Source organism: Mesorhizobium sp. M0598, assembly GCF_040320865.1.
Classification (GTDB): Bacteria; Pseudomonadota; Alphaproteobacteria; order Rhizobiales; family Rhizobiaceae; genus Mesorhizobium.
Window position 1 is genome coordinate 184,597 of sequence record NZ_JAMYQL010000010.1, and the last position, 22,115, is coordinate 206,711.

21 protein-coding genes are annotated in these 22,115 nt (G+C 62.4%); 11 read left to right on the forward strand and 10 right to left on the reverse strand.

What is annotated here, in order from left to right; translation table 11 throughout:
- Positions 1-115: 115 nt before the first annotated feature.
- The 3 genes from NKI59_RS15620 to NKI59_RS15630 form a co-directional block, all read right to left on the reverse strand.
- Positions 116-883 (reverse strand): N-acetylmuramoyl-L-alanine amidase, encoded by a 768-nt coding sequence (locus tag NKI59_RS15620; RefSeq protein WP_352705210.1) that lies wholly within the window; start codon positions 881-883, stop codon positions 116-118.
- On the reverse strand, positions 880-1,599 hold the full coding sequence (locus NKI59_RS15625; RefSeq protein ID WP_352471547.1) for a TerB family tellurite resistance protein: 720 nt from the start codon (positions 1,597-1,599) through the stop codon (positions 880-882). Before NKI59_RS15625 ends, NKI59_RS15620 begins: the two co-directional genes overlap by 4 nt.
- 197 nt (positions 1,600-1,796) lie before the next feature.
- Entirely contained in the window at positions 1,797-2,003 is a 207-nt protein-coding gene (locus tag NKI59_RS15630) for a hypothetical protein (protein ID WP_023676780.1), read from the reverse strand.
- A gap of 182 nt (positions 2,004-2,185) precedes the next feature.
- On the opposite strand from NKI59_RS15630, the gene NKI59_RS15635 reads away from it, so the two are divergent.
- The 5 genes from NKI59_RS15635 (at position 2,186) to NKI59_RS15655 (ending at position 8,818) form a co-directional block, all read left to right on the forward strand.
- The gene (locus NKI59_RS15635) at positions 2,186-6,073 is read left to right on the forward strand and encodes a hydantoinase B/oxoprolinase family protein (protein ID WP_352705212.1); all 3,888 of its coding nucleotides are present in this window, start codon (positions 2,186-2,188) and stop codon (positions 6,071-6,073) included.
- A gap of 82 nt (positions 6,074-6,155) precedes the next feature.
- Positions 6,156-7,403, forward strand: a complete 1,248-nt coding sequence (locus NKI59_RS15640; protein ID WP_352705214.1) for a BtaA family protein — start codon at positions 6,156-6,158, stop codon at positions 7,401-7,403.
- A complete protein-coding gene (locus NKI59_RS15645) occupies positions 7,400-8,065 on the forward strand; it encodes a class I SAM-dependent methyltransferase (RefSeq protein ID WP_352705216.1) in 666 nt (221 codons plus the stop codon). The genes NKI59_RS15640 and NKI59_RS15645 overlap by 4 nt, the downstream gene beginning before the upstream one ends.
- A gap of 135 nt (positions 8,066-8,200) precedes the next feature.
- A complete protein-coding gene (locus NKI59_RS15650; protein ID WP_352456184.1) occupies positions 8,201-8,497 on the forward strand; it encodes a type II toxin-antitoxin system RelE/ParE family toxin in 297 nt (98 codons plus the stop codon).
- Positions 8,498-8,509: 12 nt separating this feature from the next.
- Positions 8,510-8,818 carry a HigA family addiction module antitoxin gene (locus tag NKI59_RS15655; protein WP_352453138.1) on the forward strand — a complete coding sequence of 103 codons (309 nt, stop codon included), beginning with the start codon at positions 8,510-8,512 and terminating at the stop codon, positions 8,816-8,818.
- Between the two features lie 24 nt (positions 8,819-8,842).
- Here the strand turns inward: NKI59_RS15655 and NKI59_RS15660 are convergent, their stop codons facing one another.
- Positions 8,843-10,222, reverse strand: coding sequence for a serine hydrolase domain-containing protein (locus NKI59_RS15660; protein WP_352705218.1), 1,380 nt, complete (start codon positions 10,220-10,222; stop codon positions 8,843-8,845).
- Positions 10,223-10,627: 405 nt separating this feature from the next.
- On the opposite strand from NKI59_RS15660, the gene NKI59_RS15665 reads away from it, so the two are divergent.
- Both NKI59_RS15665 and NKI59_RS15670 read left to right on the forward strand, forming a co-directional pair.
- A complete protein-coding gene (locus tag NKI59_RS15665; RefSeq protein ID WP_502897774.1) occupies positions 10,628-11,425 on the forward strand; it encodes a glycoside hydrolase family 25 protein in 798 nt (265 codons plus the stop codon).
- 80 nt (positions 11,426-11,505) lie between these two features.
- Positions 11,506-12,678 carry a lytic murein transglycosylase gene (locus NKI59_RS15670; protein WP_352680278.1) on the forward strand — a complete coding sequence of 391 codons (1,173 nt, stop codon included), beginning with the start codon at positions 11,506-11,508 and terminating at the stop codon, positions 12,676-12,678.
- A 122-nt stretch (positions 12,679-12,800) separates the two neighbouring features.
- Here the strand turns inward: NKI59_RS15670 and NKI59_RS15675 are convergent, their stop codons facing one another.
- Positions 12,801-13,694 (reverse strand): LysR family transcriptional regulator, encoded by an 894-nt coding sequence (locus NKI59_RS15675; RefSeq protein WP_352680279.1) that lies wholly within the window; start codon positions 13,692-13,694, stop codon positions 12,801-12,803.
- A gap of 123 nt (positions 13,695-13,817) precedes the next feature.
- On the opposite strand from NKI59_RS15675, the gene NKI59_RS15680 reads away from it, so the two are divergent.
- Positions 13,818-14,549 (forward strand): SDR family oxidoreductase, encoded by a 732-nt coding sequence (locus NKI59_RS15680; RefSeq protein ID WP_352705220.1) that lies wholly within the window; start codon positions 13,818-13,820, stop codon positions 14,547-14,549.
- Positions 14,550-14,639: 90 nt separating this feature from the next.
- Here the strand turns inward: NKI59_RS15680 and NKI59_RS15685 are convergent, their stop codons facing one another.
- Positions 14,640-15,860: an alanine racemase gene (locus tag NKI59_RS15685; protein ID WP_352465177.1), complete on the reverse strand. Its 1,221-nt coding sequence runs from the start codon at positions 15,858-15,860 to the stop codon at positions 14,640-14,642.
- 226 nt (positions 15,861-16,086) lie between these two features.
- Here NKI59_RS15685 and NKI59_RS15690 point away from each other — a divergent pair, with 226 nt between their 5' ends.
- Positions 16,087-17,004 carry a DMT family transporter gene (locus NKI59_RS15690; RefSeq protein WP_352705222.1) on the forward strand — a complete coding sequence of 306 codons (918 nt, stop codon included), beginning with the start codon at positions 16,087-16,089 and terminating at the stop codon, positions 17,002-17,004.
- A 36-nt stretch (positions 17,005-17,040) separates the two neighbouring features.
- Here NKI59_RS15690 and NKI59_RS15695 read toward each other — a convergent pair whose 3' ends face one another.
- The 4 genes from NKI59_RS15695 to NKI59_RS15710 form a co-directional block, all read right to left on the reverse strand.
- The gene (locus NKI59_RS15695; protein ID WP_352705224.1) at positions 17,041-17,730 is read right to left on the reverse strand and encodes an RES family NAD+ phosphorylase; all 690 of its coding nucleotides are present in this window, start codon (positions 17,728-17,730) and stop codon (positions 17,041-17,043) included.
- Positions 17,731-18,168, reverse strand: coding sequence for an antitoxin Xre/MbcA/ParS toxin-binding domain-containing protein (locus NKI59_RS15700; RefSeq protein WP_352705226.1), 438 nt, complete (start codon positions 18,166-18,168; stop codon positions 17,731-17,733).
- 548 nt (positions 18,169-18,716) lie between these two features.
- Entirely contained in the window at positions 18,717-19,634 is a 918-nt protein-coding gene (metF, locus tag NKI59_RS15705) for a methylenetetrahydrofolate reductase [NAD(P)H] (protein ID WP_352705228.1), read from the reverse strand.
- The gene (locus tag NKI59_RS15710; RefSeq protein WP_352705230.1) at positions 19,634-20,656 is read right to left on the reverse strand and encodes an ArsR/SmtB family transcription factor; all 1,023 of its coding nucleotides are present in this window, start codon (positions 20,654-20,656) and stop codon (positions 19,634-19,636) included. Before NKI59_RS15710 ends, metF begins: the two co-directional genes overlap by 1 nt.
- 142 nt (positions 20,657-20,798) lie before the next feature.
- Here NKI59_RS15710 and tsaA point away from each other — a divergent pair, with 142 nt between their 5' ends.
- Positions 20,799-21,317 carry a tRNA (N6-threonylcarbamoyladenosine(37)-N6)-methyltransferase TrmO gene (gene tsaA / locus NKI59_RS15715; protein ID WP_352705239.1) on the forward strand — a complete coding sequence of 173 codons (519 nt, stop codon included), beginning with the start codon at positions 20,799-20,801 and terminating at the stop codon, positions 21,315-21,317.
- Positions 21,317-21,628, forward strand: a complete 312-nt coding sequence (locus tag NKI59_RS15720; protein ID WP_023721229.1) for a DUF2293 domain-containing protein — start codon at positions 21,317-21,319, stop codon at positions 21,626-21,628. The genes tsaA and NKI59_RS15720 overlap by 1 nt, the downstream gene beginning before the upstream one ends.
- Positions 21,629-22,115: the final 487 nt, after the last annotated feature.

Consider the following 22,115-nt stretch of genomic DNA (forward strand, 5'->3'; position numbering starts at 1 on the left):
GGGGGATAGACGTCCGACAATCTGTACGGATCGCCTTTGACGACGGAATTGGCGCCAAAGAAGGCGACGCAAGTCACTTTGAGTAACAGATTGTAATTTTTAAGCTGGCAAAAGATTATTTGAGAGAGGCTATCCTTACGGAAGCGAGCAGCCTTTCCAGCGTGCGGATCGTCGATCCATCAGCCATGCCATCGACCAGGCGCTGCCGGAAATGCCGCTGAAATGCCTCTACCACGATTTCGGTCTGCCGGTCGAAAGTGCCGGTGATCTCGACGCCATAACCATAGAGCGCCAGCATCGACTGCAGCGCCTCTACCTCGGCGCCGGTATCGCCTGGCTTCAGCACGGCGCCGCGCCGGATCGGTGCTGCCGGCACAACATGGCCGATACCGGCGGCAAACAAGGCCTTCCATGGAAATTTCTCGCCTGGATCGACCTTGCGCCCCGGTGCCACGTCGGAATGGGCAAGCACCCGCTGCGCCGGAATGGAATGGCGCTCGACGATGCCGGCGCACAGGCCGATCACCGCGTCGATCTGCGGTTTTGCAAAGTTGCGATAGCCGAGCATATGCCCCGGATTGACGATCTCGATGCCGATCGAACAGGAGTTGACGTCGTTCAGCCCGAACCACGAACTCCTGCCGGCATGCCAGGCGCGGTCGCTTTCCCTTACCATCTGAACAATGCGGCCGTCCTCATGGACCAGGTAGTGCGACGAGACCTCGCTTGCCGGATCGCACAACCATGCCTCGGCACCGGCGCCGGTAGCCATGCCGGTGTAGTGCAGCACGATCATATCGGGTCCGGGCGTCCCGCGCCGTGGTCCGAAATTCGGCGATACCCTGACCTCGGCGCTCGGCTCATCGGGCGGAAAGCCGCTCATGCGTGCCGCAGGCCTCGCTCGATCATTTCATAGGCCGCGTTGATCGCCGCCAGCCTGGTCGTCGCGATCTTGATGAATTCCTGCGGCAGGCCGCGTGCGATCAGCCGGTCCGGATGATTGTCGGAGACCAGCTTGCGGTAGCGCCTGCGGACCTCCTCGAACGGCTTCCCGCGCTCGATGCCGAGCACAACATAGGGATCGGCGGCACCCAGATCGACATGCCGGGCCAGGATGCTCTGGTAATGCGCCTCATCGATGCGGAATATCTCGGCGATGCGATGCAGGAATTCGCCCTCGCGCTCATGCACCAGCCCGTCGGCCTTGGCGATGTGGAACAGCCCGTCGAGTATATCCTCGAGCATCAGGCAGTTCGAATGGCCCGAACCGCAAAGCTGCGCCATCCGCTCGGCATAGGTCTCGAAACCGGCAATGTCGCGTTTGGCCAAATCGTAGAGCCGCGCCACATTGCGCCTCTGTTCCTTCGGCACCTCGAATATTTCCTGGAAGGCGCGCACCTCGTCTTGCGTGACGATGCCGTCTGCCTTGGCCATCTTGGCCGACAGGGCGATCATCGCCACCGAGAAGGCGACGCGCCGGCGCAGATCGGCATCGCCGGAGAAAACCGTGCGCACGGCCTCGACCACTTCGGCGACGCCTGACGACGCTGAAGATGAAACGCGTGTGACGAAGTCGCCAAGGCGGTCCCAAATCGACATGGGGGCTTCATAGGACCAACCACCCATCGCTATCAAGCCAAGACAGTGCCGCAGGGGCTGGCCCAATCGATTTGGCGCAATGCCTGAGGCGGCTGGCGCCAGCGCTCACGTCGTCGCACTCGGCCGCCAGGCGCTGGTATCGTAAGCAGCAGAAAGGCCGGCCTGTGAGGCCAGCCTTTCCTTGGTTGTCACATTGACTACTGAGCCGGAGCAGCCGGCGCAGGCGCCGGAGCCGGAGCCGGCTCGGCAGGCTTGTTGGCGTCAGGAGCAGCCGGCTTCATCGTCTGGTCGGATGCCGGCGGGTTGGTGCTCTGCGTCGTGGTGTTGTCGGTGCCGCTGTTGCTGCAGGCGGCAAGGCCAAGCAACGCAAGCGCCGACACCGACGCAAGAATGAGTTTCTTCATGATATCTCTCCTCTAATCACGCCTCCGTTACCGGCGGCGGTCGAGGACACAATGCGTAAGCTGCGCATGAGTTTCGTAACGTTGCATTTCTGCCTGTAACATATTCCAATCACTTGACGATTGCCGGTCAGGGCCTCGCGAGCTAACAGATCGAACAGGGAAAAATCCAGGGAGCCGCCGCAGTGACTGCAAAATGGGATTTCTGGATCGACCGCGGCGGTACCTTCACCGACGTCATCGGCCGTGACCCGGAAGGCGCACTGCACCCGCGCAAGCTGCTGTCCGAGAATCCCGAAGCCTATGCCGATGCTGCCATCCATGGCATTCGCGAGCTGCTCGGCGTCCAACCCGGCGCTCCAATCCCCTCCGCTCTGATCGGCGATGTCAAGATGGGCACAACGGTTGCCACCAATGCGCTTCTCGAGCGCAAGGGCGACCGTGTGCTTCTGCTCATCACCAAAGGCTTCCGCGATGCCCTGAGGATTGCCTATCAGGCCAGGCCCGATATCTTTGCCAAGCAGATTATCCTTCCCGAACAGCTCTATGAGCATGTCGTCGAAATCGACGAAAGGGTTCGCGCCGACGGCAGTGTCGAGCGCCTGCTCGACATTGCTTCGGTACGCCCGGCTATTGAGCAAGCCAAGGCGGATGGCATCGATGCGGTCGCGATCGTCTTAATGCATGCCTGGAAACATCCCGAGCACGAAAAGGCGGTCGCCAAAGTCTGTCGAAAGCTCGGATTCTCGCAGGTCTCGGTCAGTCACGAGGTCTCGCCGCTGATCAAGCTGGTCGGCCGTGGCGACACCACGGTGGTCGACGCCTATCTGTCGCCGATCCTGGCTAGGTATGTGCAGAAGGTGGCGGAGGAACTGGGTGCCCTCTCCCCGCTCGAGGGGGAGGTGGCTGCGCAGCAGCCAGAGGGGGTCATCTCAGAAGGCACCGCCAGAGTGTCGAACCCAGTCGAGCCGACCCCACCCGGCGGCTTCGCCGCCACCCTCCCCTCAAGCGGGAGGGAAAGCCCTCGCCTCATGTTCATGATGTCGTCGGGCGGCCTCACCGCCGCCGACATGTTCCAGGGCAAGGATGCGCTGTTGTCCGGCCCGGCCGGCGGTGTCGTCGGCATGGTCGAGACGGCAAAACTCGCCGGTTTCGGCAAAGTCATAGGCTTCGACATGGGCGGCACCTCCACCGATGTCGCCCATTACGATGGTGACTACGAGCGCGCCTTCGACACCGAGGTCGCCGGCGTGCGCATCCGCGCGCCGATGATGCGCATCCACACCGTTGCTGCAGGCGGCGGCTCGATCCTCCATTACGAGGCCGGCCGCTTTCGCGCCGGGCCGGATTCGGCCGGCGCCAATCCCGGCCCGGCCGCCTATAGGCGCGGCGGCCCGTTGGCCGTCACTGACGCCAATGTCATGCTGGGCAAGCTGCAGCCCGAGTTCTTCCCGGCTATTTTTGGACCGGGCCAGGACGAACCGCTCGACGTCCAGACGGTTCGCGAAAAATTCACCGCACTTGCCGCCGAGATCGGCGACGGCCGCTCGCCGGAAACCGTCGCCGAAGGGTTCATCACCATCGCCGTCGAAAACATGGCCAACGCCATCAAGAAGATTTCGGTGCAGCGCGGCTACGATGTCACCGAATACCTCCTGAACTGCTTCGGCGGCGCCGGCGGCCAGCACGCTTGCCTGGTCGCCGATGCGCTCGGCATGGAGGCGGTGCTGATCCATCCCTTCTCAGGCCTGCTCTCGGCATACGGCATCGGCCTATCCTCTGTATTTGCGTCACGCCAGCAGGCGCTGCTGAAGCCGCTGGCGGACAATTCCGGGCCAGCGATCGATGAACTCATCGCAACGCTGCGCAAAGCCGTCATCGACGAACTCGCCGCGCAAGGCATCAGCGAAGACGCGGTCGCCTCGAGACCGGTGCTGCAGATCCGCTACGACGGCACCGATACCGCGCTGCCTGTGAACTTCGGGCACGGCTCGATTGCGCAGGCCAAGGCGGACTTCGAACTGGCGCACAAGGCGCAGTTCGGTTTCGTCTACGACGACAAGCCGATGATCGTCGAATCGGTCGGCGTCGAGGGTACCGATACCGGCGGCACCGGCCGCGAGGAACAAAGCCTTCCTGGCGTTCGCCACTCCAGACCAGCGCAGAAACGGGTGCGCCTCTACTCTGAAGGTCAATGGCGCACCGCTGGGGTTTATTTCCGTGAGTATGACAACGGCATCCCTGATCTCGACCCCGGTTGCCAGATCGCCGGCCCCGCTTTGATCATCGAGCCGAACCAGACCATTATCGTCGAGCCGGGCTGGCAGGCCGAGATCACCGCCAAGGACCACGTATTGATGCGGCGCGTCGAGAAGAAGCGCCGACAGGCCGCACTCGGCACCGAAGCCGATCCGGTGATGCTGGAGGTCTTCAACAACCTGTTCATGTCGATCGCCGAACAGATGGGCGTAACGCTGCAAAACACTGCCTATTCCGTCAACATCAAGGAGCGGCTCGATTTCTCCTGCGCCGTCTTCGACCGGAATGGCGCGCTGGTCGCCAATGCACCGCATATGCCGGTGCATCTCGGTTCCATGGATCGCTCGGTGGAGACCATCATCCGGCTCAATTCCGGCGACATTCACCCCGGCGACGTCTTTGCGCTGAACGCACCTTACAATGGCGGCACGCATCTGCCTGATATCACCGTGGTGACGCCGGTGTTTTCCCTCCCCCTTGAGGGGAGGGTGGCCGCGAAGCGGCCGGGTGGGGTCCTCGCAGAAGGCACCACAAATGCGTCGAGCACTGCCGCAACGACCCCCTCCGGCGGCTTCGCCGCCACCTCCCCCTCGAGGGGGGAGGAGATCCTCTTCTACGTCGCCTCGCGTGGCCATCATGCCGACATCGGCGGCACCGCGCCCGGCTCGATGACGCCGCTTGCCACAACCGTCGACGAGGAAGGCGTGCTGTTCGATAATTTCCGCATCGTCGATCGCGGCCGGTTCCGCGAGAAGGACCTGGAGACGCTGCTCACCAACCACCCCTACCCGGCGCGCAATCCGCACCAGAACATCGCCGACCTCAAGGCGCAGATCGCCGCGAACGAAAAGGGCGTCGCCGAGCTGCGCAAGATGGTCGCGCATTTCGGCCTCGATGTCGTCGAAGCCTATATGGGCCATGTCCAGGACAATGCCGCCGAAAGCGTGCGCCGCGTTCTGGAGCGGCTGCCCGACAGTTCCGAATACGAATATCCGACCGACACCGGCCAAATGATCAAGGTGAAGATATCGGTCGACCGGCGGAAGCGCGAAGCCACCGTCGACTTCACCGGAACGTCGCCGGTGATGAAGAACAATTTCAATGCGCCAGAGCCAGTCGCCCGAGCCGCTGTGCTTTATGCCTTCCGCGTCATGGTCGAAGACAACATCCCGATGAATGCCGGATGTCTGCGGCCGATCAACATCGTCATTCCCGACGGCTCGATGCTGAAGCCCGCCTATCCCGCGGCAGTCGTCGCCGGTAACGTCGAGACCTCGCAGCACGTCACCAACGCGCTGTTCGGCGCCATGGGCGCGATGGCCAATGCGCAAGGCACGATGAACAATCTCACCTTCGGCAACAAGCAGTACCAATATTACGAGACGATCTGCTCGGGCTCGCCGGCCGGCCGGATGAACGACGGCCGCGGTTTTGCCGGCACCTCCGGCGTCCACACCCATATGACCAATTCGCGCCTGACCGATCCGGAAGTGCTGGAACTGCGTTTCCCGGTATTGCTCGAGGATTTCCATATCCGCGAAGGCTCCGGCGGGAAAGGCAAATGGAGCGCCGGCGACGGCACCAGGCGCACCATCCGCTTCCTCGAAAAAATGGAATGCGCGATCCTGTCCTCGCATCGCAACCGCCCGCCGCGGGGACTGGACGGAGGCGGCGATGGCGAGGCCGGTTCGACCAAGGTCCGCCGCAAGACCGGCGCGATCGAGACGCTGAAAGCCTGCGATCAGACCATCCTCGACGCTGGCGAGGCGGTCATCGTGACGACGCCGGCCCCAGGTGGATTTGGCAAGGCCTGAACTCGCGTCAACAGGCTGTCACTGGCCTGTCATCACCCTGCGCTACCCGCTTGCGGCAAAGCAAACGGGGAATCGCCTTGCCATGACGGACATTTCTGGGGACCTGGTTTTTCGCCGCGGCAAGGAAGTCGGCAAGGCCGTCTACCAGAACCGCCCGCTGTCGAAAGCCGGCATCTCCGAGCGCCTGTTCGCCTTCCTGTTCTCCGGCCTCGTCTATCCGCAGATCTGGGAAGACCCCGAAATCGACATGGACGCGATGCAGCTCGGGACGGGCCACCGCATCGTCACCATTGCCTCCGGCGGCTGTAACATCCTTGCCTATCTCACCCGCTCGCCGGAAAGGATCGATGCCGTCGACCTCAACGCTGCCCATATCGCGCTGAACCGGATGAAGCTCGAAGCCGTCCGTCACCTGCCGTCGCAGGGCGACCTGTTCCGTTTCTTCGGCGCGGCTGAGACCGGGCACAATTCACAGGCCTACGATCGCTTCATCGCACCGCATCTCGACCCGGTCAGCCGGCATTATTGGGAGCGCCGCAACTGGCGCGGCCGTCGCCGCATCGCTGTCTTCGACCGCAATTTCTACCAGACCGGCCTGCTTGGCCTGTTCATCGCGATCGGCCACCGCACCGCAAAATTTTTCGGCGTCGACCCGGCCGGCATCATGGACGCCAAGAGCATCGCCGATCAGCGCCGCTTCTTCGACGAAGAGCTGGCGCCGGTCTTCGAAAAACCGCTGCTGAAATGGGCGACCTCGCGAAAGGCTTCGCTGTTCGGCCTCGGCATTCCGCCGGCCCAGTACGATTCGCTGATCACCTCCGGTGACGGCACCATGGCCAGCGTGCTGAAGGCACGACTGGAAAAGCTCGCCTGCGATTTTCCGCTGAAGACCAATTATTTCGCCTGGCAGGCTTTCGCCCGCCGCTACCCTAATCCGGGCGAGGCCGCCCTGCCCGCCTATCTCGAAAAGCGCAACTACAAGACGATCCGCAACAATGTCGATCGCGTTGCCATCCACCACGCCAATCTGATCGAGTTCCTTGCCGGAAAGGATGCCGGCTCGGTGGATCGCTTCGTGCTGCTCGATGCACAGGACTGGATGACCGACCACCAGCTCGACGGGTTGTGGGCCGAGATCACCCGAACCGCCTCCACCGGCGCCCGCGTCATCTTCCGCACGGCAGCGGAACCCAGCCTGCTGCCCGGCCGCGTCTCGAATTCGCTGCTCGATCAGTGGCGCTACGAGAACGACGCCTCGCGCGAGTTTTCGGCGCGCGACCGCTCGGCCATCTATGGCGGCTTCCATCTCTATGTGAAGCGGTCCGCATGAGCACGACCGACTTGCCGGCCAGCCATGCCGAGCTGATGGACGGCGTCTACCGCTGGCAGCGTCATATTTACGACCTGACCCGCAAATACTATCTGCTCGGCCGCGACCGGCTTATCGCCGGACTGGATGTGCCGGCCGGCGGCACCGTGCTCGAGCTCGGCTGCGGCACCGGCCGCAACATCATCCTCGCCGCCCGCCACTATCCCGGCGCGCGCTTCCTCGGCCTCGATATTTCGGCCGAGATGCTGGAGACGGCCACTGCCGCCCTCGCGCGCGAAGGCCTCTCCGGCCGCGTCACGCTGGCGCGCGGCGATGCCACGAATTTCGACGCGAAAGCGCTGTTCGGCGTCGAAAGTTTCGACCGCGTCTTTGTCTCATATTCGCTGTCGATGATCCCCGGCTGGGAAAAGACGGTATCCGCGGCTCTTGCTGCTCTGTCACCGGGTGGCTCGCTGCATGTCGTCGATTTTGGCCAGCAGGAAGCCTTGCCCAGCTGGTTCCGCAAGCTGTTGCGCGGCTGGCTGAAAAAATTCCATGTCCAGCCGCGTGAAGCCCTGCGCGACGTCCTGGAATCGGAATCTGCGAGAGTTGGTGCAAGCCTTCGATTCAGAACACTTTATCGCGGCTACAGCTGGCTCGGCGTGATCAAGATCGCCATCTAATATCAATTTTGGCGTGGAAGGTTTTGGGGCTCCAATTCTAAATGGGGGCCGTGGCTGAAATCAGTTAATTGGCTAAATCACACATTGCCATGTGACCCAAGGAGTGGTACATTATCTCCTCGCCGGAAGCATGGGATGATCATCGGCTTTAGAGATGGATGGCTGCGGGCTTTCTTCGTGGACGACACCCACTCCCGCAATATTCCGTCCGATCTCGAAAGCCGTTTGTTCCGCAAGCTCCAGATGATTGACGACGCGGCGATCGATCAGGATTTGCGTGTGCCGCCCAGCAACCATTTCGAGAAGTTGCGCGGCAATCTCGAAGGCTTCCATTCGATCCGTGTCAACAAACAATGGCGGCTGGTCTTCCGCTGGGACGGGGGCCGGGGCGAGGCGTCGGACATCTATCTCGACGACCACAGTTATATATAAGTGAGGTGAGACATGTTGATGACCGCACGCAAGCCAGCAACGGTTGGCGAAATTCTTACGGAAGAATTCATGCAACCACTCGGCCTGACACAGGCGGCTTTGGCCGAAGCTATGAGCGTCCAGCGCAAGCATGTGAACGAATTGTGCAACGGCCGCCGCAACGTGACGGCGGCTACCGCGCTCATTCTGGCGCGGGTGTTTGGCAACAGCCCGGATTTCTGGTTGAACGTCCAGCGCCGTAACGATCTTTGGACGGTTATGAATTCACCCGACGAGCGGGCGCGTGTTGATCGCGCCAAGCCTTTGGCGACAGCCGCATAGACAAGACTGCGACCGCCGCATTCCTCAGTGCAGCGCCTTGATCAGCGCCGCCACCATCGCCTGCGGCCGGTAGCCGAGCCTGGCCGGCGTCAGCCCGAGCCGCACCACAACCAGCTGCTCTGAGGGGATGATGGCAACCGTTTGCCCATCATGCCCCTCCATCCAATAGGTGTCCTTGGGCACGCCGGCGGCAGTGCCGGCGCCGGGGTTTTCTTCGTCGCCCGGTCCTTCTATCCATAATTGCCCCTTGCCGTAGACTTTCGAGGCAGTTGCCGGTTCCCGCATCCAGTCGACGAAGCCGGCGGGCAGGATCTCCTGGCCGTTCCAGACGCCGCCCTGCAGCAGGAACTGGCCGAAGCGCGCCCAGTCGCGTGCCGTGGCATAGAGATAGGACGAGCCGACGAAGGTGCCGTGCTCGTCGGCCTCAAGCACAGCGCTCTGCATGCCGAGCGGATCGAACAGCGCGTTCCTCGGCCACGCCAGTGCCTTGTCCTTGTCGCCGATTGCGTCCTGCCACAGCCTGGACAGCATCACCGCCGTGCCGCTCGAATAGGAAAACACCTTGCCGATCTCGCCGGTCAGCGGCTTGGATCCGGCAAAGCCCGCCATGTCCGGTTCGAGATAGAGCATGCGCGTTACGTCGGCGACGTCGCCATAATCCTCGTTGAATTCCAGCCCGCTCGACATCGCCATCATGTCGGCGAGGCTGATCACGGCGCGGCCATCTCCCTTCCAGGGACCGAACAGACCCTGGTTGGTCATCGCCAGCTTGCCCTCCTTCACCAGCGTGCCGACGATCGCCGCATTTACGGTCTTGGTCATTGACCAGCCCAATAGCGGCGTCTTTTCGGAAAAGCCGTCGCCATAACGCTCAGCGACGATGCGGCCGTTCTTGACCACCACGACCGCCCGCATGCCGGCGCCGGTCATTGCTGGATCGTCGAGGACTTTCGCGACCTCGGGATCCTGCGAGGCATCGGCCTTGTCGCCCTCCGGCCAGATCAGATCGGGCAGCGGCGCCGGCGTCGGTGCAGCTCCGGCGACAGCCTTGGCGGCGGCAATATCGCCGTCGGGAACCGAGGCGCAGCCGAGCCCGTCGCGCGCAACCGCGACACTTTTGCCGAGCACACCGAACAGGCCGGCCGAAACCGTTCCCTTCTCCTTGTCGACCGACACTCTCATCAGCTTCAGCAGCGGATGACCCGGCGCCTGCACATCGACGGCGAGCACGTCGTTGGCGTCTCGCCCGGCGATGAAGACGTTCGAGCAGACGATCTTGGCGGCATAGCCGGAACCGACGCGGATCAGTTCCGGCGGCGCGAAATACAGCCAGCCGGCGAGTATCGCGGCGGCCAGCACAGCCAGGCCGAGCAGCCATTTGACGAACTTCAGGAGGATCTGCATTTTTTCGAATTCCCCTGAGCGCGATCTATGTCATCGATTTGCCGCCATTGTTTCGGCAAAATCGCGGCTCTTGTCGAGCGCCGTCAACCGAATATCAACCATGATCGGCGATCACAGGTGAATGTCGCCCAGAAGTGCGCAGCGGTTTTGGGACAACGACATGCATAGACAAAAGAGCTAAGCGCGTCGAAGCGACGCGCTTAGGACAGACCGGGCGATCCTGTGGGGTGACCGTCCGGCGGGGCTTGAATGCATGCGTCCCAAAACTGCGTAACGGTTTGGGAATGCATGAAACGAAGATCCAGGCGCGTCGCGTAAGTCGGTTTCAGACACGCTGCGCCTGGTCGAGGGGCACCCGCGGAAAGACCCATCAGCGGCCGGCTGAAACCGGCTCGGGAAGTAGCGATGCGCCGTTTCGCGGTTCTCATCACGCTGACGCTGCTTGGTGCCTGCTCGACAGTCGAGGATCTGACGCCATCGCTGTCGTCGTCCAGCGCCTCGATGGTTGCGGTACGCGCGCCGCGTTTTGCCGATTCCGACCCGCATGAATGGGATAGCGGCGCACCGTGGAGCTACGCCGTCCACGGCACCGACGTCTCCAAATACCAGACCTCGATCGACTGGCCGGCGGCCAGGGCCAGCGGCATCTCCTTCGCCTTTATCAAGGCAACCGAAGGCGGAGACCGTTTCGATGAAGCTTTCAACGAGCATTGGAGCCGCACCAAGGCCTCGGGCGTCCCCCGTGCCGCCTATCATTTCTTCTACTTTTGCACGCCGGCCGCTACCCAGGCGCGCTGGTTCATCCAGAACGTGCCCAGAGACGGTTCGGCGATGCCGCCGGTTCTCGACATGGAATGGAACCCGAAATCGCCGACCTGCAAGCTGCGGCCAGATCCCGCCACGGTACGCAGCGAGATGAGCACATTCCTCGAAATCGTCGAAAAACACTACGGCAAGAAGCCGATCATCTACACGTCGGTCGACTTCTTCGAAGATAATGGTTTATCGGGTTTCCGCGGCTACCCCTACTGGCTGCGCTCCGTCGCCGGGCACCCGCGCCAGAAATACGGCAGCCATCCCTTCACCTTCTGGCAGTATACCGGAACGGGTGTCGTGCCGGGCATGGCCGGAAACGCCGACATCAACGTCTTCAACGGCTCCGAAGCCGCCTGGAAGAAGTGGTTGCGGCAGAACACCCGTTGACACCAGGCCTGCCGCCTGCTTTTCGACACAGCCAATGACGAATGCCCGCAACCGCTGGTAATCTTCTCGGAAGGATGGCGATGCGATCGCGCTTTGGAATTATCGCGGCGCTGCTCCTGACCGCCGTGCCGGCCGCGGCACAGCAATGCGGCGGGGATTTCGAGTCATGGAAGCACGGCGTGGCGGCGGAGGCCAGGGCGGCCGGCGTCGGCGCTGCCGGCCTTGATGCGCTGGAAAACGCCACCCTCGATGAGAAGGCGTTGGCACGCGACCGCGCCCAGGGCGTCTTCACCCAGACCTTCATCGAATTCTCGAACCGCATGATCTCGTCCCATCGGCTGAAGCAAGGTGCGGCCAATCTGCAAAAATATGCCGAGGTCTTTGTCCGCGCCGATCGCGAATACGGCGTGCAGGCGCCGGTCATCGCCGCCTTCTGGGCCCTGGAGACCGATTTTGGCGCCGTGCAGGGCGATTTTCATACGCTGAACGCGCTGGTGAGCCTCTCGCATGACTGCCGCCGTCCGCAGTTGTTCCGGCCGCAGATCGTGCCGCTGCTGATGTTGATCGATCGCGGCGTGGTGCCGGCCGACGTGACCGGTGCCTGGGCCGGCGAGATCGGCCAGACGCAGATGTTGCCTTCCGACTATCTCGGCCACGGCGTCGACGGCGACGGCGATGGCTTGGTCGACCTGCGCGGCAGCGCGCCGGACGTGATCATGAGCACGGCCAGCAAGATCCAGTCGCGCGGCTGGAAGCGCGACCAGCCCTGGATCGAGGAAGTCCGTGTGCCTGACGATTTGCCGTGGGAGCAGACGGGACGCACCAACAAGCTGCCGTTGACGCAATGGAGCCAGTGGGGCGTTACCAGGCCCGACGGTACGCCGCTTCTCGACAACGGCCTGAAGGCCGGCCTGGCGCTGCCCATGGGTCGCAAGGGGCCAGCCTTCCTGACCTACGACAATTTCGACGTCTATCTCGAGTGGAACCAGTCCTTCACCTATGCCCTGACCGCGGCAAATCTTGCCGCCCGACTGGGGGGCGCGCCGCGATTCGATCCGCGCAACCCCGAACCCGGCCTCGACGGCGACCAGATGAAGGCGCTGCAGACCAAGCTCGAAGCGAAAGGCTATGACGTCGGCACCGTCGACGGCATCCTGGGCACCAACACCCGCGAAGCCATCCGCAAGGAGCAGATGCGTCTGGGCCTGCCGGTCGACGGCTGGCCGACTCCGGAGCTGCTGGACAGGCTGTGAAGGTGGTGAATGGTGAATGGTGAATGGTGAATGGTGAAAAGAATAGAACAGGAGCCGCATTGAGCACCAGAGCTACCACTATTCACTATTCACTATTCACTATTCACTATTCACTATTCACATCACCGCCTGGCAAGCAGGAAATCGATGAACGCTCGCAACGGCGCCGGAACTTGGCGGGAACTCGCGTGATATAGATAAAAACCCGGAAATCTCGGCGACCAGGCTTCGAGAAAACGGATTAGCTTTCCCGCTTCGATCCACGGCCGGACCTGGTATTCCAGCATGTACGCCACGCCGACCCCATCCAGAACCGCCCCGATCATCAGTTCCGTATCGTTGACCGTCAGGCCGCCGCTGACGGCCACTTCCAAGGCACGCTGGCCTCGGGCGAACTCCCAGCGGTAGAGATTGCCGCCGCTCGGCCATTGGAAATTGATGCATTGGTGATGATGCAGGTCCGCGGGGCGACGGGGTATCGGGCGATGCGCCAGATAGCTCGGCGCCGCCACTGCGGCCATCTCGAGTTCCTCGCTGAGTTTCACCGCCACCATGTCCTTGTGCAGCCGCTCACCCAATCTGATTCCGGCATCGAAGCGGCCCTCGACGATGTCGGTGAGCATGTCGTCGACAATGATTGTGAGGGCGATATCGGGATAGGCGCGGCGGAAATCGCCGAGGATCGGCGCGATGAAACGCGTGGCGGCAATGCGCGGAACATTGATGCGCAGCGAGCCTGCCGGCCGGCCGCGTGATGCATGCGCGTCGGCGACGGCCCCTTCCAGTTCGCTGAACGCCGGTGCGATGCGGGCAAACAGCTTCTCGCCCTCAGCCGTCGGCGACATGCTGCGCGTGGTGCGGTTGAGCAGGCGGACACCGAGACGCTCTTCCAGCCCACGTATCGTCTGGCTGAGTGCTGGAGGCGAAATCCTGAGTTTGGCCGCGGCGCGGACGAAGCTGCCCTCTTCGATGATTGCTGCAAATGCCGTGAGTTCGGAAAACTCGGTTCCGCGCATTATGTACCCCAGGCTTAACAAGTCAGTAAGATAATAGGCTATTCTCTGAGCAATAGCATGCCCATAGCTTTCCCTGGAACGCCGCTCGATCGAGGCGGCCGTAATCAGACGGAAGGAACAGCCATGCATCGTCCACTCGAAGGCAAAACCGCACTTGTGACCGGCAGCTCGCGTGGCATCGGGCGCGCCATCGCCGAGGGGCTCGCGGCCAAGGGTGCTGCCGTGGTCGTCAACTATGTGGGCAACGAGAAAGCAGCCAGGGAAGTGGTTGCCGCCATTGAAGGGATTGGCGGAAAAGCGATCGCCATCCAGGCGGACGTCTCCAGCATCCCCGACATTCGCAAGCTGTTCGACGAAACCGAGAGGCAGATGGGGCCGATTGACGTCGTCGTCGCCAATGTCGGCGTCGCCGTCATAAAACCGCTCGTCGAGGCTACCGAAGCGGACTTCGATCATGTGTTCGGCACCAATGCCAAGGGCACCTTCTTCACGTTTCAGGAGGCGGCGCGCCGCGTTCGCGACGGTGGCCGCATCATTGCCGTTTCCACCGGTGGAACCAGGATGTTCTTCACGCACACGGCGCTCTATCTCGGCAGCAAGGGAGCCGTCGAACAGTTCGTCCGCGTCCTCGCGCGCGAACTCGGCCCGCGCTCCGTTACCGTGAATGCGCTTTCACCAGGCTTCACCGACACCGACCTGCTTCCCGAACGGGACCGCGCCGTGGCCGCCGGCATGTCGCCCTTCGGCCGGATCGGAGCGCCGCGCGACGTCGCCGATGTCGCGGTTTTCCTGGCCTCGGACGAGGCTCGCTGGCTTACCGGCGAGAATATCCAGGCCGGCGGCGGCGTGGCCTGACTGAATGGTGAATGGTGACGATTCACGGGAGCGGGACGGAAGCAAGAACTACTTCTATTCACTATTCACTATTCACTATTCCACCATTAACTAATCCGCCATCGTCTCCAGGCTGGCAAACCCCTGCGGCGCATCGCCTTCGTCGAATGGCGTCGCCACCTCGACGAAAGTGTCGGGATAGAAGCCGTTGAACCGTGTTCGGAGCGACAGCGAATAGGCGCCGATATGGCCGATCTCGATCCAGTCACCGGTATCGACGGTTTCGGGCAGCCAGAACGGCCGCGACAATATATCGACGGAATCGCAAGTCGCGCCACAGACCTTGAACGGCACGATGGTCTTGTCCTCGCCATTGCGCGAGCGGATCGCCGGATCGGGGATGAAGCGCGCCGGCAACGTGATCTTGCCGGTCCATGAATCCGACAGCGACGCCCAGATGCCGTCATTGATGTAGAGCCTTTTGCCCTTGCGCAGCAGCACTCGCACGATCAGCGACAGGCAGCGCGCCACGATCACCCGGCCCGGCTCGGCCACCAGCGGCATCTGGTCGAACTGGTACTCCTGGAGGTCGCCCGACAACCGCGACATGATCTGGCCGAGCGACGGCATTTCCGGCTTGCGGCTGTTCGGATCATGACCGTATTCGGCCGGAAAGCCGCCGCCGACATCGAGCCCGGCAATGTCGAAGCCGACGCGGTTGCGCACCCAGTCGGCGGAGGCCAGCGCCCGCTCGTAGGTGTCGGGATCCTCGATCTGGCTGCCGACGTGAAAGCACAGCCCGACCTTGTAGCCCGTCCGGTTCAGCCGTTCGGCCAGTTCGACCGCATTGGCCGGTCCGGCGCCGAACTTCTTCGACAGTTCGTAAGCTGCCGAGCCTTTCGTCTGGATGCGCACGAACACGGTAATCGCGCCCGGATCGATGTCGAGCGCCCGCACCACCCTGGTCAGCTTGGTGATCTCGTCCTCATGGTCGAGCGAAATGACGCGGACGGCGTATTTTTCCAGCGCCAGCCTGATGTCCGACTGCGCCTTCACGGGGTGCATGTAGAGCATCTCGGCGTCGGGCGAGACGGCGCGCACGGCAGCGAATTCGCCGGGCGAGGCCACATCGAAGGCACTGACGCCGGCCTCGACCAGGGCGTTGAGCACGATCCGCTCGCCATTGGTCTTGACCGCATAGGCAGTCTTGCCGGGAAACATGCCCATGAACTGTTTGGCGTCCGCCTTCAGCACCTGCGGGCGGAAGCAATAGATCGGATCGTCCGGGCGAAGCGCCAGCGCTGCCTCGCGGGCATTTTCGAATCGCTGCATGGACGAATCCCTTGACTGAGGCTGCGCACAATTAATCCAAGCTAGCGGCTAATGAAAACAATTCTATGTCTCGCCGCCCTAGCTTCGCGGCGCTACGCCGTTCTGTACGCCGGTTATGAGCGAGCTAGGCCATCGCTCAGGTTTCGGGTGGCCCTTGCCGCCGGACCGGGTGGAGCGTGAACAGATGCCTGAAGAGAGCAAGGCATCTCGTCTGGGAGGACGACCAATGGCGATAGCTGCCACCACCACAATGCGCGGGCCGATGGTGCTCAAGGACTGGGCGCAGCTTCTGCTGCTCGGCGCGATCTGGGGCGGCTCGTTCTTCTTTGCCCGTATTGCGGTAGCGGAACTTCCGCCGCTGGTGCTGGTGCTGTTCCGCGTCACCATAGCTGCGATCGCGTTGCAGCTCTATCTTGCGGTCCGTGGCCCGTCGTTTCGCCTCGCCTTGCCGCATGCCGGCCTGTTCTTCCTGCTGGCGCTCGCCAACAATGTCATCCCTTTCTCGCTGATCTTTGCCGGCCAGACCGAGCTTGGCGCCGGTGTCGCCTCGGTGCTCAATTCGACGACGCCGTTCTGGACGCTGATCCTCGCCAACGCCCTGACCAGCGACGAAAAGCTGTCGTGGAACAAGCTTGCCGGCATCGCCCTCGGTATCGCGGGAACGGCGGTGATGATCGGCCCCGGCCTCGTCGCCGGGCTCGGCGGTCCGGTCTGGGCGAAATTCGCGCTCATCGGAGCGTCGCTATCCTATGCGGTTGCACTGATGATTGCCCGCCGCTTCAGGGGTGTGCCGTCGCCGGTCATTGCCACCGGACAATTGACCTGCTCGACCGTTATCATGGTTCCGGTCGTTCTGTTCACCTATGATGCCGCCAATCTGTTTTCGGCTTCACCGCCGGTCTGGGCGGCGGTGCTGGCACTGGCTCTGCTGTCGACGGCCTTCGCCTACATCCTCTATTTCAATCTCGTCGCCTCGGCCGGCGCCACCAACGCCTCGCTGGTCACGCTCATCGTGCCGGCCAGTGCCATCCTGCTCGGCTTCCTGTTCCTGGGCGAGCGGCTCGAACTGTTCGAACTCGGCGGCATGGCGCTGATCGCCCTCGGCCTCGTCACCATCGACGGTCGACTGTTCTGGCGGCGTTAGAGATGGCGCAGCGAAGTTGTCGCTCCCGATCGTGCGCTATATGGGCGTGATCGCGGGAACAGATGAACCCTGCCATTCCAGACGCCAGATACCGCCTTGCCGGAGATTCTGAACGAGATCGGGAAGGAAGGCGGCAAGGCAGGTCCCGCCGACATGTCTCACGGAAGGATAGACAAAGCCGCTCGCGGCGTCTTGCTTGCGGAGTTGCTTCGCCAGCGCCTGACCGGCAGGATAGGCTAAGACAGTATCCGGATCGAGCACCGGGTCCTTGCTGAACTCAGCACCGCGCAGATCGTGAAACGAGCCTATGAAGTCGGCAACGAGCTCCGCGTAGTCGGTGACGTTTTCGAAACGTTCGATTGCGGCAAGCTCGCGCGTCAGATGAAAAGAGACCTCGCCGAGTGCGGTTTCCGCATCGAACGCACAGTACCAGACGCCCCTGGCATCATCGTTGAAACGATTGCCGCCCGGACGGGTGTAAGCGAACGCCGCATTGATGAAGGTGTAGCCCGGTCTCCCGAAAACCAGTTCGCGCGGATCGAGGTCGGGCAATCCCCCCTGCTGCGCCTGAAGGCGGCCGCTGGTGGCTCCTTCGAGCTCCGCAAGGTCCTCCAAATCTCCATGATTCCTGGCCAACGGCATCAGGACCGGTTCCTTGAACCTGCCTGTCGAAATCAGCCGGATCGTATCGCGCTGGGAAATGTCAGCGCGCGGCGGGATCTGCATTCAAAGTCCACCGCGCAAAGCGTCGATATGTTGGCGAACCTGCAGCAGCTTCGGAATGCCGCCCTCGATCATTACGTCCAGGGGGCGCCGGCCACCATAGAGAGGCCCTTTGTTCGGCAACCGCACCCATTCATCGGCAAGCGCTTCGGAGAACAGAAGCCGCAGTCCCTTGAAGATGCCGATCAGGGCGCTGATGCGTGTCAGCGAATCCTGGGAGAGAACGCCCTCCCACTCGCCTTTCTTCATGCGGAACCAGGTTCTCTCCGACACGTCGCCGATCAAGGTACAGATCTCGGTGCTGGTCAGATGCCAGATGTCTGCGAGCCTGATGATGCCGGCAACAGCCGCTGGCGTGAGCCGCGCCCGTGCCGAGGCATCCGCCAGATTTGCCGGCAAAGCCTGATTTGCAGGATCGCGAACCGCACAAGCGACACTCATTCCAGCCTCCATCACTTGGCAGGCAATATACTGCCAATTGGCAGAAAATTCAAGTCCTAGCTATCTCACAACGCTGCCGATTGCCTACCGCATTCTCTTCAGTCGGTCCGAAAATCGATTCCGATTTCCGCCGCGGTAGCGCTGCCATTCTCGCTACTGCCACAGCTTTGCCACAAATTATTCACAGGTCCCGAGCCGGCTTTTGACAAAGAGTTTCAATGCCTAACGGCAAACGGCAGGTCGCAAATTCCACAATCTCGTCGCATTGCAGCAAAGTTTCTGCTTGCCTGTGGCACAAATGACCCTAGACTCTCGCCATAGCTCTTTAAGAGGAGGCTATGACATGGGACTGACGAGGCCGATCAACGCATTGATGATTTGTGCTGCGTTTGCATTCATTGGCGCCCTCATTATGGGCGTCCTTCCATAAGGCCGCTGAGCGGGGGAAGACCAGCACCGAATACTCCAAACCATTGAAAAGGCCGGGCATTTTGCCCGGCCTTTTGCATTCCCCCGATCTTTGACATTTCAAAAAGGTGCCTGCCGCCTTACGCCGCGGCGGATCCCGCCGCCTCGACTTCGTGCGACCTGATGCCGATCATGTGGCAGATGGCGAAGACCAGATCGGCCCGGTTCATCGTGTAGAAGTGAAAATCGCCGACGCCGCGCTCGACAAGGTCCAGCACCTGCTCGGCCGCCACGGCAGATGCCACCAGCGCATGCGTTTGCGGATCGTTCTGCAGCCCATCGAAACGCTCGGCCAGCCATGCCGGCACCAAGGCGCCGCACCGCGCCGAAAAGTTGGCGACCTGGGTGAAATTGTGCACCGGCAATATGCCCGGCACGATCGGTATGTAGATGCCGGCCCGCCGTGCCCGTTCGACATAGCGCTCATAGAGATCGTTGTCGAAGAAGAACTGGGTGATCGCCCGCGTCGCGCCATTGTCGGCCTTGCGCTTCAGCATGTCGAAGTCGGTGGCGAAATCCGGGCTTTCCGGATGCTTTTCCGGATAGGCCGAGACCGAGATGTCGAAATCGCCGGCGCCCTTCAGCGCATCAACCAGCTCGGCGCCATTGGCATAGCCTTCCGGATGCGGCCGGTAAGTCGCGCCGACGCCCTCGGCCGGATCGCCGCGCAGAGCGACGAAACGCTTGACGCCCATATCGGCGAACTCCCGGATCACCGCATCGACCTCGTGACGCGCCGCATCGACACAGGTCATGTGCGCCGCCGGCGTCAACGTCGTTTCATTGAGGATGCGCTTGACGGTGCGGGCCGTCCGCTCGCGGGTCGAACCACCGGCGCCATAGGTGACCGAGACGAATTTCGGCTTGAGCGGCTCAAGCCGGGTGACCGTGTCCCACAGCCTTGCTTCCATCTCATCGTTTTTCGGCGGAAAGAACTCGAACGAAACCCTGACCTTGTCGCCGATGTCGGGGCGGCGGGAGAAGCGGAACTGGTTCATCAGGCGGTTTCCCCTATCGGATACGCATTGGCCGGTTGTCTGTCGTTGGAAGGCTCGGCAATCAGCATGCGCCGATCGCGGCCGAGCCAGAGTTTGACGGTGAGCTTGGCCTCGTTGCCGCCGCGCGGCTCGAATTCCTGGCTGTCCTCAAGGTCGAGGCCGGCCTCGGAAAACCAGTCGCCAATTTGCCGGTCGGAAAAGCCGAGACGCATATGCGCGTGCTCCTCGCGCAAGAACTCCAGCGCGTGCGGCGCGAAATCGACGATCACCAGCCGGCCGGCCGGGCGCAACAGACGCGCCGCCTCGCGGATGGCGCGGGCGGGATCGTCGAGATAATGCAGCACCTGATGGATGGTAACGAGATCAAAGGCGTCGCGTTCGACCGGTGGCGCAAAAATGTCGCCCTGGCGCACTTGTGCATTCGAAACGCCGGCCCTGTCGAGATTGGCGCGCGCCACCGTCAGCATCTCGCGCGACATGTCGATGCCGACACCGCGCCGATAGAGCGGCGAAAAGATCTCGAGCAGCCGTCCGGTGCCGGTGCCGAGATCGAGCATCGACTGGAACGGCCGCTTGCCGACGAGCTTGATGAGAGCTGCTTCGACCGCGCGATCCGGCACATGCAGCGAGCGGATATGGTCCCAGCTTGCGGCGTTTACCGAGAAATATTCGGCAGCCCGGTCCTGCCGCTTGCGCTTGACTGCGGCCAGCCGTTCGAGATCACGCTCGACCTGCGGATCGGCGCCGCGGATGCCGGAGACCAGCCTGAGCACGAAATCGCGCGACGCGTCGGAATCCGATAGCCGGAAGAACGCCCACGAGCCCTCCTGGTAGCGGCCGATCAGCCCGGCCTCCAGCAGCAATTTCAAATGGCGCGAGACGCGCGGCTGCGACTGGCCAAGGATTTCGGTGAGATCGGACACGGTCAGATCGCCGCGCGACAGCAGCGCCAATATGCGCAGCCGGCTGGATTCGGCAGCCGCCTTCAATGTATCTACCATCGTGTCGAGAGCGACATGCATGCGAGCATTCTCTTTGAAAAGATATAAACATATGTTTATGTCGGTTTGGATAGGCTTGCAAGCGCTATGTCGCTTCCGGACAAGAAAATGACGCATGCGTGGCGGATCGCGCAAGAACGGACGCATGATCGGGGCGAGAACCATGTTCGAGACGCGCAGCGGCGAAAAGCTCCTGGAAACCGACCCGGCAACGATGCCGCCGGATGGCCATGTCGTCTTCATCGGCCGCATCGCTTCGCCGTGGACGACACGGGAAACTTGCCCCAAGAACATGAAGGCGGCGCGGGAGACGGGACAGCCGGCGGTTCTCACGATCGATCCGCTCTATCGGGACGGCCTGCTTGGGCTGGAACGCGCCAGCCACGTGATCATCCTGTCCTGGCTGCACCATGCGCCGCGGCAACTGATTGTCCAGAAACCCCGCCATGCCACAGAGCCGAAAGGCGTCTTTTCGCTGCGCTCCCCTGCCCGGCCGAACCCAATTGGGCTGCATGTCGCCAGGCTGGTTGCCGTCGACATCGACACCGGCCGCATCGATCTCGACGCCATCGATGTGCTCGACGGCACGCCGGTCATCGACATCAAGCCCTATTTCGCTTCGACCGATGCCTTTGCCGAGGCGACCATGGCCGGGCGGGACGAGCCAGGACGGGTGGAGTGATGAGCGCGCCGACCGGCCGCCGCCGCGCCATCGCCAAGGCGCTGACAGCGCTCCTGCCGCTGGCGCCCTATGCCGACATGGAAAAGATCCGTGCGGATGCCGGCGCCGTGCATATGAAGACCTTGCCGCCGAGCATTGCCGTGTGGCTGGCGACGATAGCCCACATCCGCCATATGCACACCGACTACGAAAAGCTGCTGGCCGAAGGCTATGACCGCGATTCCGCGCGCTTCTTCGTCATCGAGCAAACCAACATCGTGCTGACCCGCTGGCGCGCCACTCGGCTGCTCGACGATGAGGATGAGGCGTAGAGAATGGCAGGCACACGCGTCGAGTTCTGCGCTCTTCACCGCTGTGATTAGCGAAATCGAGAGGTGACGGCCAATCTCCCCCCAAGTGGGGAGATGTCCGGCAGGACAGAGGGGGCGCTGTCCCGCCGACCTCAGGTCGGCAGCATCGGAACTTTCAAGGCCTGAAATAAAAAACCCGCCTCGGAGGGCGGATCGTTGGAGCCAATTAGCACCATACCCAGATTAGTAGCATAGCTGCCGGCACAAAGCAAGAACAAACTTGCTGTGTTTTAGGGAAATCGCTTCAGGTTGGCATCGCGGCTTCATTCCAGCTTGGGTTCCTCGCCCCCACGAAAGTGGGGGAGAGGTGGCTCGGCGAAGCCGAGACGGAGAGGGGGAACCGCGCTCTCCGAAGGCCCCTCTCCGGGCGCGGGAGGGCCCCCACCACCCCCCCCCAGCGCGGGGGGGCGCGCACCCCGCTCAGCGCCGGGGCGCGGAGGGACCGGGG